Origin of the sequence: Amycolatopsis lurida, assembly GCF_900105055.1 — a bacterium.
GTDB lineage: Bacteria > Actinomycetota > Actinomycetes > Mycobacteriales > Pseudonocardiaceae > Amycolatopsis > Amycolatopsis lurida.
This window is the reverse complement of record NZ_FNTA01000004.1, coordinates 6316045-6329193: the sequence shown is the minus strand read 5'-3', so window position 1 is coordinate 6329193 and position 13149 is coordinate 6316045. Positions and strand designations below refer to the sequence as shown.

At 63.7% G+C, this 13149-nt stretch carries 5 protein-coding genes and 2 pseudogenes; 4 read left to right on the top strand and 3 right to left on the bottom strand.

The window, feature by feature from the left end; all coding sequences use genetic code 11:
* The first annotated feature begins 5 nt into the window (after nucleotides 1-5).
* Nucleotides 6-4043 (top strand): type VII secretion protein EccCa, encoded by a 4038-nt coding sequence (gene eccCa, locus BLW75_RS35030; protein ID WP_341865839.1) that lies wholly within the window; start codon nucleotides 6-8, stop codon nucleotides 4041-4043.
* Between the two features lie 363 nt (nucleotides 4044-4406).
* Here the strand turns inward: eccCa and BLW75_RS35025 are convergent, their stop codons facing one another.
* Nucleotides 4407-4949: a transposase gene (locus BLW75_RS35025; protein ID WP_091599057.1), complete on the bottom strand. Its 543-nt coding sequence runs from the start codon at nucleotides 4947-4949 to the stop codon at nucleotides 4407-4409.
* An 83-nt stretch (nucleotides 4950-5032) separates the two neighbouring features.
* Between BLW75_RS35025 and BLW75_RS35020 the strand changes: the two are divergent.
* Nucleotides 5033-5815: pseudogene (locus tag BLW75_RS35020) on the top strand (IS256 family transposase); the annotation flags it as partial.
* 52 nt (nucleotides 5816-5867) lie between these two features.
* On the opposite strand, the pseudogene BLW75_RS35015 reads toward BLW75_RS35020, so the two are convergent.
* A pseudogene (locus tag BLW75_RS35015) lies at nucleotides 5868-6758 on the bottom strand (transposase); the annotation flags it as partial.
* A 111-nt stretch (nucleotides 6759-6869) separates the two neighbouring features.
* On the opposite strand from BLW75_RS35015, the gene BLW75_RS35010 reads away from it, so the two are divergent.
* On the top strand, nucleotides 6870-8159 hold the full coding sequence (locus BLW75_RS35010; RefSeq protein ID WP_143055442.1) for an IS256 family transposase: 1290 nt from the start codon (nucleotides 6870-6872) through the stop codon (nucleotides 8157-8159).
* Nucleotides 8160-8485: 326 nt separating this feature from the next.
* Here BLW75_RS35010 and BLW75_RS35005 read toward each other — a convergent pair whose 3' ends face one another.
* Nucleotides 8486-11287, bottom strand: a complete 2802-nt coding sequence (locus BLW75_RS35005) for an AfsR/SARP family transcriptional regulator (RefSeq protein ID WP_091599055.1) — start codon at nucleotides 11285-11287, stop codon at nucleotides 8486-8488.
* Between the two features lie 1108 nt (nucleotides 11288-12395).
* Between BLW75_RS35005 and BLW75_RS35000 the strand changes: the two genes are divergently transcribed.
* A complete protein-coding gene (locus BLW75_RS35000; protein ID WP_034324684.1) occupies nucleotides 12396-12998 on the top strand; it encodes a TetR/AcrR family transcriptional regulator in 603 nt (200 codons plus the stop codon).
* Nucleotides 12999-13149 lie beyond the last annotated feature (151 nt).

The window sequence follows — 13149 nt, the reverse complement described above, 5'->3', positions numbered from 1 at the left end:
GCTCAGTGCGGCCGGCTCGAATCAGGGGAAGACCACTCACCAAGGGAGAGCCTGTGAGCACCACCTTGTTCGCCCGGCGGGCGCGACGGCCAAAACCGCCCGCGCCCGACACCCAGGTCGAGCTCCAGTCGCCACCGGACGTCCCGGAGAATACCGGCGGCGGGATCAGCTCGGTGCTGATGTACGCCCCCATGGGGCTCGGATCGCTCGCCATGGTCATGATGTTCGTCCGGCCGGGCGCCGGCGCGTTCGCGTACGTCGGCGGTGGCCTGATGGTGGTGTCAGCCATCGGCATGGTCATCACCCAGATGCTGCGGAGCTCGGTCACCCACAAGCAGAAGCTGAACGGCCACCGGCGTGACTACATTCGTTATCTCGGCCAGCTGCGGAAGCAGGTCCGGGGCGCGCTGAAGGCTCAGCAGAAGGCGGCACGCTGGATCCATCCGGATCCGCACGCGCTATGGTCTATCGCTCTCGGCTACCGACTGTGGGAACGACGCCCCGCCCATGACGACTTCGGCGAAGTTCGGCTGGGCCTGGGCACCCAGCGCTCGACCTTCCAGTTGGTTCCTCCGGACAGCAAACCCGTCGAAGACCTCGAGCCCCTCGCCGCGCATGCGTTGCGCCGCTTCATACGAGCCTACAGCACGATGCCGGAGGCACCGATCGCGGTCTACCTGCGAGGCTTCGGCCAGATCCAGTTCAGCGGTGACGACGAGGCGGTGCTGGGGCTTACTCGGGCGATCATCGCCCAGATGGCAACTGCTCACGCCCCCGGTGACCTGCGCATCGCAGTCTGCGCCGACGGCGATCGGATGAACCGGTGGGATTGGTTGAAGTGGCTCCCTCATAACCAGGATGCGAACAGCCGGGACGCGGCGGGCGCGCGACGCCTCGCAACCGATGCCATCAATCAGACCGAGCTCCTGCTCGGGGGCCCGGCCTTCACAGGAAGGCCTCGGTTCGAGGAGGACACTCCGGTCACCGCTTCGGAGCCGTTCGTCATCCTCATCCTCGACGGCGTCCCGGTACCCGCCGACCACCGGATCGCCGATGAAGGCTACCGCAACACGGTCGTCCTGGACCTTTCCGGCTCCCTGCCGTGGCAACAACGCCCGGGCGTCTTGTTCCTCGAAGTTGACACGGATGACCTTCGCACCGTGTCCTTCGACCGGGTGGGCAAGCAGGAAACCACGTCCTTGGGATGCCCCGACCGGCTCAGCGAGACTGCGGCGAACGCACTGTCCCGGATCATGGCGCGGTTCCGCATCGGTGAGGCGGTAGAGGAAGACGAACCCCTGGCCGGTGACTACGACCTTGCATCCCTGCTCGGCATCGGCGATGTCGCCACCTTCGACCCGGTGCGGTATCGCCGTGACCGGATGACCGGTAAGCGGCGGCTACGGGTGCCGATCGGAATCGCCGGTGCCGGGTCGCCCCTCGAACTCGACATCAAGGAGGCGGCCGAAGACGGTATGGGGCCGCACGGCCTGTGCGTCGGCGCGACGGGTTCCGGGAAGAGCGAGCTTCTACGCACCCTGGTGATCGCCCTTGCGACTACCCATTCGTCGGACGACCTGAACTTCGTCCTGGTCGACTTCAAGGGCGGTGCCGCTTTCCTTGGCTTCGACCAGCTACCGCACACCTCAGCGGTGATCACCAACCTGGCCGAGGAGCTCGAACTCGTCGACCGGATGCAGGACGCGCTGACCGGCGAGATGAACCGGCGACAAGAGCACCTGCGCGCGGCGGGCAACTACGCGTCCCGACGGGACTACGAAGCCGCCCGTGCCCAGGGCGTGCCGCTCGAGCCCATGCCCGCACTTTTCATCGTGGTGGACGAGTTCAGCGAAATGCTGTCGAGCAAACCCGAATTCATCGATGTGTTCGCGATGATCGGCCGGCTCGGCCGCAGCCTCGGCGTACACCTGCTCCTCGCTTCGCAACGACTCGATGAGGGACGGATCCACAAAGTCGAAACGCACCTTTCTTACCGGATCGGGCTCCGGACCTTCTCCGCCATGGAGAGCCGCAGTGTCATCGGCGTCCCGGACGCCTACGAACTGCCGAACAGCCCCGGCAACGGTTATCTCCGGCCGGACACGCAGACGCTGGTGAGATTCAAGGGGGCTTACTCATCGGGACCTTACCGAGCGAAGCAGAAGCAACTCGGCGTCGCCGTCGAACAGCACATCGTCCCATTCAGTCCCCAGTACATCGAACCCACAGCGATGCCGGAACCGGAACCTGTCGTCGAAGAGGTGGCCTCCGAGGAAGCTACCCAGACCGTGATCGACGTGCTGATCAGCCGATTGCGCGGCATCGGGCCTCGCGCGCACCAGGTCTGGCTGCCGCCGCTCAAGACGGCGGCGACCCTCGACCAGCTCCTGCCGCCCCTCGTCGACCACCCGACCTACGGCCCGCGCCCGGTCGGCGACCTGAATACGGCGAACCTGTCCGTTCCGGTGGGTTTGATCGACTTGCCCGCACAGCAGCGACGTGAGCTGTTGGTCGCCGATTTGTCGGGCAGCCAGGGCAACGCAGCGGTGGTCGGCGGACCCCAGAGCGGCAAAAGCACGCTCCTGCGCACATTGATCTGCGCACTCGCCCTCACCCACACCGCCGAGCAAGTACAATTCTACTGCCTGGATTTCGGCGGCACACTATCGGCCCTGGCGGCGATGCCGCACATCGGCAGCATCGCCAACCGACTCGACCGCGACCGCGTGACGCGAACCGTGCTGGAGGTGACCAACTTGATGGCGCGGCGCGAAGCCATCTTCGCCGAGCACAACATCGACTCGATGGCCAGCTACCGCCGCGCTCGCGCGCAAGGCAAGTACCGCGACATCGATCCGTACGGCGATGTCTTTCTCGTGGTCGACGGCTGGTACACGATCCGGCAGGACTTCGAGGACGTGGAGGAGAAGTTCACCGAGCTGGCCGCCCGCGGGCTGAGCTTCGGCATCCACCTCGTCATCGCGTCCAACCGGTGGTCGGAGATGCGGCCGTGGTTGCGGGACGTGGTCGGGACCCGATTCGAGCTGAAGCTCGGCGACCCGGTCGACTCGGAGATCAACAGCCGGTTCGCCGCCACGGTGCCCGCCATACCCGGACGCGGCATCACACCCGGACGGCTGCACTTCCTCGCCGCGCTGCCCCGGATCGACGGCGACTCCCGGACCGACGACCTCGCCGAGGCGGCGGTCGAACTCGCCGAAGCCTTGGCACAGACCAACGCGCCGCGCGCACCTCAGGTCCGGCTTTTGCCACAGAAACTGTCGGTGCGCGAGCTGCCGGGCCCACGCGCACCGTCGCCCACTGCGGAGATGCGCATGGCACTCGGCCTCGAAGACCAGCACTTGGCGCCCGAATGGCACGACTTCGACGCTAGTCCCCACCTGCTGATCTACGGTGACGCCGAGACGGGGAAGACCAACTTGCTCAGGCACATCGCGCGCTCCATCGTGGCCCATCACACCTCCGACGAAGCCCGCATCATGTTCGGCGACTTCCGCCGCGAACTACGGGACTCGATTCCCGCCGAGTATCAGCTCGAATACGCGGTCGGCGCCGAAGCACTCACCAAGTCGATCGCTGGCGCGGCCTCCGTCTTCGAGAAGCGTATTCCCGGGCCGGAGATCAGTCCCAGCCGACTGCCGCTGCGGGATTGGTGGCAAGGGGGACGGCTTTACATCGTCATCGACGACTTCGAGTTGTCCGAGTCAAGCGGGAGCGCGGGGCCGTTGCAGGCTCTGATGCCTGTCCTCGCTCAGGCGGCCGACGTCGGAGTGCACGTGATCCTGGCTCGCAGCACTGCGGGAGCGGGCCGCTCGATGAGCAACCCCGCTATCCGCCGCATGTGGGAACTCGGCACGCCAGCTCTGCTGCTGTCCTGTCCGAAGACCGAAGGCGCCTTCCTGGGGAATCTCAAACCGCGGGTATTGCCGCCCGGACGCGCCCAGTTCATCAACCGACGTAGGTCCGTCCGGCTGGTCCAAACCCCGTTGGTCGACGACGGAGAGGCGCCAGCTGCAGGATGATCACGATCGTATCCCCGGAGCTAGGTGTATTGACCGTGGAGGTTGGGTACGGGGCGACACGTGATCGGATGAGAGGCCTAACAGCCTGACGACAGCCGATAGCAAGGTGACATTTGTCTTGCCGTCGGTGGCTGTGGATGCCACCTAGGCACTGGCCCCGGCCGGGACCAACTTGGGGTCATAGGTGACTGCTCCGGGGCGAGTCTTGGGCCCGACCGGGACGATGAACGTGGCTTCAGCGAGCGGCGCGATGGCAGGCGCCTCAGAAGGAGCCGCCTTCGGCTCAGCCGAGCATGCTGCCGACACGCAGATGACCAGGCCTACGCCGGTGGCGAATGCATGATTCTTGCGCATGGGTCTTCCTTACGGTTTCAAGCGCGATGGCAACGCTGGACGAACGACGGCAGCGGTTCGAGCGCGGATGCGGTCAGAGTGAAGCGGCCCATCGCCCGGTGGACGGGATATGTGTGTGCCGGAGCGCGGAACCAGGTTCTCATTCCTGTGTCGGGCGCCGCGCTTTCCCAGAAACTCGCGTTCCGCGCGCAGTTCCCGGACTTCCTTTTCCAGTTCTCGCAACCAGGCACGTTCTGAGATCGTCAATGGTGGCTCATCGGCGGCGTGGTCGCGACGGTACGCGTTAACCCAATTGCGCAGGGTCTGCTCACTGACACCGATTTCACGAGCGACCGCCGCGACAGGACGTGTCGACTCGACCACCGATTTTGCCGTCTCCTCCTTGAATTCAGGAGTAAACGACCGACGACTCTTCTTAGACACGGACATCCTCTCTTCCAGACACGAACTCTGGGTGGGTGCCAGGGTGCCGTCCACGATCAGGACCATGTCCGGGCCGTGCTTGCGGGTCACCGGCGAGAGCGTCAGCAGTGGCGCCAGATGATCGACCAACCCGGGGCCTTGTCATGACAACCGTGTAAGCCATGGATGGACCAGGATCGGGTCGTTGGACGTGGCCCAGAAAGGCTCTATCTGTGACCGATAACACATCGCCTGATCGGGCTACGGGTCCCGCGGCCGGCGAGACACTCGCTCGCGTGTTGTCACCGGAAACGCTTGATGCGTTGGTGAAGGACGCGTATGCGCATGGCGGGTCGCTGGGTGCGCACGAATTGCTGGACGAGATGACCAAGGCGGTGCTCGAGCGGGCGCTGGACGCGGAAATGACCCATCGTTTCGGATACGAGAAAGGAGACCCTGCCGGAAGCGGGTCCGGGAATCCCGGAACGGCAGGTCCCCGAAAACTGTGTCGACCTCGAATGGGCCGGTCGAGCTGGCGGTGCCGCGCGACCGGAACGGTTCGTTCGAACCGGCGATCGTGCCGAAACGCGCACGCAGGCTGGGTAATATCGACGCGATCTCGTCGGTCACCACTTCGGTCACATTGGAGATCAATTCTGTGGCAGTCCCGGCCTTCGGACGAGGTGTATCCGCTCCTCTATGTCGACGGCCTGCGGCTGCGGGTCAAGGACAAGGGTGTGGTCACCTCCAAGGTCGCCTACCTGGCCATCGGCGTGGACATGGAGGGCCGCAAACACGCCCTCGGGCTCTGGGTCGCCGTTACCGAGGCGGCGAAGTTCTGGGCCAAAGTCGTCACCGGCCTGCGTAACCGTGGGGTGAAAGACATCCTGATCGCTTGCTGTGACGGCCTTACCGGCCTGCCCGACGCGATCCGCGGCGCGTTTCCCGACACTGTGGTCCAAACGTGTGTCGTGCACGTGATCCGCAACGCCATGCGCTTTATTTCCTATGGCGACCTTCTTCCGGGCGTGTCTGATGTTTGGCTCTGGCGCACTTTCGGTGGTGGTGTTAGCCGAGGAGGATGCGATGGCGCAGGAGGTTGATGCCTGCTCGTCCGTACATCTGCCGCTTGAGCAGCTTGGTCTTGGTGTTCACGCCTTCGGTGCGTCCGTTGTGGTGTTCGAGGGTGACCGCGGCGATGACGGCGTCGGTGTCCTGGTCGATTCCTCGGGTGAAGGAGCGCACGTGAGGTAGGTCTGCTTCGCGTGCGGCGGTAATCCATTCCTTCAACCGGGCGGGATTGTCCTTGTGGGGAGAGAGCAGAGCTGCGAAGGAGCGCACAACGCCTGCCAGCGCCGTCATTTCGGGGCAGGCCGCGGTCAGAGCTTGGAGTCGTTCGTGTTGCCGTTCGGTGAGATTCTCCGGCCGGGTCAGTAGCAGCCGACCGGCTCGTCGTGGTGAGAGCTGTGGGTGATCGTCGAGATGCCGTCCTTGGTTCAGGTAGCGCACGAGGAGGTTGTGGCTGCCGGTATAGCCCAGAGCGCGGATCTCGGCCAGCAGTGCGGTGGCCCCGACGGCTGGGTCTTGTTCACGGCGGGCGCGGAGGTGGTCCCGGTACGGGTCGACCATGCAGGCCCGGTACTTGGGAACCCGCTGAATACGGTCCGGGGTGGCGGCGCGGGCGTATCGCTTGACCGTGTTCAGCGCCAGACCCAGGCGGCGTGAGCAGTCCAGCAGCCCGACTCCAGCCTCGAGCAGGGTATGGATCTGCTGCCACCGCTGCAAAGTAGTCTCGGCCAGCTTTCCCTCACGTAATCCTGTGGCCGACGCCCAGCACGCGCTATGGGCGGCGACCTCCTTGCCCACGGCGTCACACAGGCCGTGCCAGAGATGCCATCGGTCGGCGACCTGGATCGCGTTGGGCAGCGCGTCCTTCACAGCCTGTGCATAGGCTGTCGAGGGGCGTGTCTGATGTTCTGTGTATGAGATCGACTTCGTGTCGATTGAGGGAGTACACAGTTGTTCGTGACTGATGAGGATGTCGAGCCGGCCAGGCGGGCGGTCAACGACATGGTGGATGCCGGCCTTCTTGATCATCTGATGTCCAAAGTGGATGATGGTGTGGCGTTGACCGGGGAGGGCGGGTTGCTGCCTGAGCTGGTGAAAGCTGTCCTGGAGCGTGGTTTGCAGGCCGAGCTGACGGGTCATTTGGGGTATGAGAAGGGTGATCCTGCCGGTCGGCTGGTCGGTAACTCCCGTAACGGATCGACGCCGAAAACGGTGTCCACCGAGGTCGGTGACGTGGATCTGGCCACTCCTCGGGACCGGGCGGGCTCGTTCGAGCCCCGGCTGGTCCCGAAGGGCTCACGCCGGGCCGGCGGCCTGGACGAGATGATCATCTCGCTCTATGCCGGTGGCATGACGGTCCGCGATATCAGCCACCATCTGGCCCGGACGCTGGGCACGGAGCTCTCCCACGACACGATCTCGAAGATCACCGACGCGGTGCTCGACGAGGTCAAGGCCTGGCAATCGCGGCCGCTGGACGAGATCTACCCGATCATCTACCTCGACGCCCTGGTCGTGAAGGTCCGCGACGGCCACGCCGTGCGCAACAAGGCCGCTCACATCGCCGTCAGTGTCGATCTTGACGGCGTGAAGCACGTGCTGGGGATCTGGGTCCAGGCCACCGAAGGGGCGAAGTTCTGGGCCGGGGTCTGCGCCGAGCTACGCAATCGCGGAATCCGGGACGTGCTGATCGTGTGCTGCGACGGGCTCACCGGATTTCCCGAGGCCATCGAGGCGACCTGGTCGCAGACCACCGTGCAGACCTGCACCGTCCACCTGATCCGCGCGGCGATGCGGTTTGTGTCCTACACCGACCGCAGGAAGATCGCCGCCGCACTGAAACCGATCTACACCGCGCCCACCGCCGACGCCGCCCGCCTCGAGCTCGACGCGTTCGCCGCGTCCGACCTCGGAAACCGCTACCCCGCGGCGGTCATGACCTGGGAAAACGCATGGGAACGGTTCATACCGTTCCTCGAGTTCACCCCGGAGGTCCGCAAGATCATCTACACCACCAACGCGATCGAGTCCCTGAACTACCTACTCCGCAAGGTCATCAAGAACCGGGGTCACTTCCCCAACGACGACGCGATCATCAAACTGCTCTGGCTGGCGATCCGGGACATCGAGGACAAACGAGCACGTCAACGAGCCAAGGAGAAAGGCCTGCCACCAGCCGAACGCCGCGCCCCCGCCAAACTCGTCGAAGGCGCCACCATCCAAGGCTGGAAGAAAGCCCTCGGCTCCCTCGTCATGACCTTCCCGGAACGCATCGCCCACTACATCAAATAGAACCCCATTTCGATCACTTACACAGAAAACTTGACAGGCCCGGCGGGCATGGTATGCCCACATCACGCTGTCGATGCTCGCTCATGCCTGGCTCGCCGTCTCACGATCCCTTGTCATAAAAGGGGAACCGGCGCCACCGAGGCAGACATGATCGGATTTACGCTACCGGAGATCCGGCGCCTGCTCGCCAAACTGGTGTTGCGTGTCGCCGACGCCGTCGACCACATCTGGGCCTGGTCTCGTTTCCGGCGCCGACGACAACACCAAGCCCGGCTCAGCCACTACAAACGCTGCGGCCACCCACTAACCTAACTGTCGTTGCAGTGTTAGGCCACCTCATCCAACGTTACTAGAAAGGCTCGGGCCACACCTGATTCTTCTCCGTTGAGCCGTACAAGGATATCCAGAGCGCGTTGCGCGTGCTCCCGAGCACTATCGAGCCGAGAGGCTCGGCGGTCGAGTTCAGCGATGCCCAGCAAAGCCAGAGCTTCGTGATAGCGGTCGTCGAGCACGGAGCAGAGTTCCAAGACCACCTTGTAGTCGTGCAGCGCTATCGCCACGTCACCGAGATCGCGGCGAGCATGTGCCATGTTGACGAGAATGTTTATCTCGGTCAACCGAGTGTCGCTCGCCTTGGCTGCCCGCAGACCGATCGCCCCGCACCTGAGCGCTTCCTCCGGCCGCCCAGACTCGACGTAAAGCTCACACAAGGAGTCCAGGCACGATGCTTTTCGAAACTCTGTTCCGTGCACCATCGCGAGTTCGACAGCCTCTTGCGCATGGCGGATTCCTTCGTCGTACCGCTTCATTTCCCTCAACGTCGATGCAAGATTCGCCAGTAACGCGATCTGCAGGTCTTGGTTCCCTATCTCCCGGGCCAGCGATAGTCCCCGTTCCAGATGACGAACAGCGACCTTGTTCTGGCCGATACGAGAGTGTGCGACACCGAGAATCGTCAGAATTCGCGCCTGCGGTTCGGGAAGGTGAGTCAATTCTGCAGACTCGAGCCCGATGTTCAACAACTCTATCCACTCGTTGAGCAGCCCGGTCGAGTAGTAATAGTTGTACATGTACCAAGCCAGCTGCCACGCTATGTTGTGCTCTCCCAACTCGGCCGCGCATTGTGCGAGCGGCAGGATATTCGGAGCCTCGGTCTTGTACCAAGCGTAAGCCGACTCACGCGTATCGAACACTACCGGGTCATGTCGGGTATCCGGGACCGCTGCAGCAAACACGGGGAAATTAGGTACGAACAAGCTATGACTGCGCCGAATAGCGTGCAGGTACCAGATCAAGAACCTGCGAAGTGCAGCTGTTCGCTCCTCGGCGAGCTCGTCTCGATCGACCAGATCGGTGGCATAAACTCGGACAAGGTCATGAAACCGATAACGGCCGTCGTGGCATTCCAAGAGGTTCTGCTCAGTCAACGCAGCCAATAACACGGCAGTCTCACTCACTGGCTGGTCAATCAGCGCCGCGATAGCCTCGACGGCGACATCCTGCCCCGGCACGGCCCCCAGCAGCCGGAATGCGCGTGCCGCACTGGTCTCTAACGAATTATAGGACCAGGAAAACACTCCTCGGACGGACGACATCTCGTCGTCATCGGCAGCCAACACATCCAACCGATTCCGCTCAGCTGTCAGCGCGGCTACCAGATCACCGAGACCCGCCGCCGGATCCGACGATACCTTCTCCGCCGCGATCCGCAGTGCCAACGGCAGAAATCCGCACAGCCGAGCCAACGCAGCCGCCGCGACCGGCTCAGCATCTATCCGTCGCCGTCCCACCGCCACTCGTAGCAAATCCAATGCCTCCTCTTCCGATAAGGCACCCAACGTCAGCCGCCGCGCCCCATCGCGCACCACCAACCCGGTCAACCGGTTCCGGCTGGTCACCAATACCAAACTCCGGGACTCTCCCGGCAACAACTCCCTAACCTGCTCCACTGAAACGGCGTTGTCCAGGAGAATCAACATCCGCTTGTCCGCCAGCAGGGTCCGATACAAGACCACCTGCGCATCCATCTCATACCGTCGGCTCGTTGCCCCAAGGGACCACAACAACTGCCCTATCGCCTCTTCCGCCGACAACGGTACTCGATGTGGATCAAATCCTCGCAAGTTGACATACAACTGACCATCCGGGTAATTTTCCGCCACCTCACGAGCGAATCGAACCGCCAACGATGTCTTCCCCACGCCTCCCACCCCGTCTAACGCCGAGATGACCAACGCGCCGTTGCCTTGCCCCTCCGGCACCCGCCAGCGAGCCAATTGCTCCAATTCACCCATACGCCCCACGAAACCCGGCACCTCGCGCGGAAGCTGCGCCGGCACCTCCACCGCGGGCCCCGTTTCCAACACCAAATCCGGTTCCGAACGCAGTATCCGCATCTGCAGATCGGCAAGTTCCCCGCTCAGGTCCAGCCCCAACTCCTCAGCGAACAACCGGCGCGCAGCATCGAATTCGGCCAGCGCGTCCGCGCGCCGACCACTCCGGTACAACGCGAGCATCAACAACCCGCGCAGCCGCTCACGAAACGGCTCCGCCCGTACGGCTTCCACCAGTTCACCCACCACCGCACGATGCCGGCCCAACGTCAACAGTAGCTCCGCCCGTTCCTCCACCACCTCGGTCCGCAACTCGGTCAGCCGCACCCGCTCCACCTCCGCAAGTGGCCCTGGCAGGCCGAACAGGGGCACTCCCCGCCACAACCCCAGGCACTCCCCCAACAGGGCCGCCGCGGCAGCCTTGTCCCCCGCCGATACCAACTCTCGCGCCCGCCGCACCCGTGACTCCACCACCATCACGTCCACCGCATCGGAATTCACCACCAAGCGATACCCCCCGCCCGAGCGGATCAGGACATCACCGCCAAGAGGTGACAGCACTCGCCGCAATCCGTGAATGTAGGTGTGCACGCTCCCTTCCACCGACGCAGGAGTCGACTCACCCCACACTCCGTCGATCAACTCCGCTCGCGACACCGTCTGATTGACTCGCAACGCCAGAATCGCCAACACCGCGCGCTGCCGAGGTGGCCCCACCATCGCTTCGCGACCTGCCAAACTAACCCGCACCTCACCCAGCAAATCGATCCGAAAATCTCGATCGGCATCACCCATGCCAACCTACCTCCATACAAACCAGACGAACCCGAAGTTCTCGCCAGCCTTGCCCAGGCCATCGCTGAAACGACAAAGAGCAATCCAGTCGATAACTCATCGAAATGGGGTTACTGACCTCCGTGGCCGGTAGCAGGCTCTGATAATGCGTCCCGCCTTCGTCGTTTCGCGGCCGTCTGACACCGGCCGACGCCATCGCGAGGTCTCCCACCGGGTGGGCTGCCGATTGCAGCGACCTCGGCTCTGCAAGCTGAGCGACGCCGCCGGGCCGGTGCCGACGAACTCGCCCATCGGTCGAGTTGATGGCGACTCCGACCCCAACTTAGCTCTCGATCGTCAAGGTGGGCCGCAGCCACTTGCCTTCGCACCACCGCTTCGCTCTCCAGCAGCCTTCCTGTGCGGCCAAACGCCACAGACCTCAGGAGCCTCCTTGATAACCCCCATGGAACCCTCTACAGGCAACCCTTGCCCGACTATCGACACTTCCTGCCCGAAGTACTGAAGGCTGTAGAGGGCGACCACCCCCGGTACTCCGCTACCGAGCTGCCACGATTGCCACTTGAATGGCCTACGGCGGCCGGGTCGACCACGTGGCCGCCGGCCTGCGACCGGAAGCGAGTTGAACAGAGGCCAGCAAAAGCGCGCAACCGACCGATAGCCTCTGGGCGGGCATTCGCAGCCGAACGTTCGCATACGCGAATACTCAACACTCCGACGGTCACCCGCTGGGAGGGGTCACGTCCTGTTTTCCATCCAATCGAGAGGGAAACCATGGAGTGTCGTTGTTCCATTTCAGTAATCCCAGCAGACGAGTGACCGCCGCCTCCTCCACGCCGGCTTGCACAGTCAGGGCCCCATCCGTCCGACATCTGCGCTCGCGTCCCATGGACGTCAACCGATGATCCCTCTCGCCGGAAAGTGCGACGAGTACTCGCGGCGTCCTGCTATTCCGTGTGCGGCTGTAGCCAGCAGTCGCACGCACCTGCGTAGGGGTTGGGGCTTCCAACGTACCCCCTACCTCACCCTAAGGCGACACCTTGTAGCATCACGAGGTGAGTCCATCCGAGGGTTCGGAAAGCGGAAGTAGCACCGCCTCAAAGAGTCGTCGATGACCCAGGCCAAGCGCCCGGGCGGCCGTACAGCGCGGGTACGCGCAAAGATACTCACCGCGACGGTCGAACTGCTCGCACGCGATGGTGTCTCGGCCTTCAAATACGAAGAAGTGGCCGATCGGGCGGGTGTACACAAGACGAGCGTCTACCGCAACTGGCCCGACCGGAACGACCTCGTGATCGAGGCACTGAGTCGGCACGCCGACCAGCAGATCCCACTGGCCGACACCGGCGACTTGCGCACGGACGTCGCGGACTTCCTACTGGCACTGGCCGCCGAGCTGGAGACTCCCTTCGGTCGCGCCCTCGTAAACGCAGTACAAAGCCGCGAATACGAGGAGGTCACCTCGACCATTCGCGGCGTGTTCGACCGGCGCCTTGCCACGCTCCGCAGTCGGCTCGAACGGGCCACGTTGCGGGGTGAACTGCCGCCTGTCGATCCACTCTTCTTCACCCATATGATATCCGGGCCGGTGCACCTCTACCGCAACCGTGCCGACTTGACGTTCAGCCGCCTTGAAGCAGAGCGCATCACAGATGTCGTACTGGCGGGGATCAGAGCCACTGCGAGCCAGGGCGGCGACCTCGCGAGCTCTTGATCCACCATCACGTGCCACGGCTGAGAATGCGAGCAGATCCCCTGGAGTGTCCCGCAGGCACAGGCGAGTCCTGGCATATCGTCGAGAGCCTCGGGTTCAGCGATCCGACGGCAAAGCGCCCGCGACAAACGGAACCGGTTCTTGAGGGATT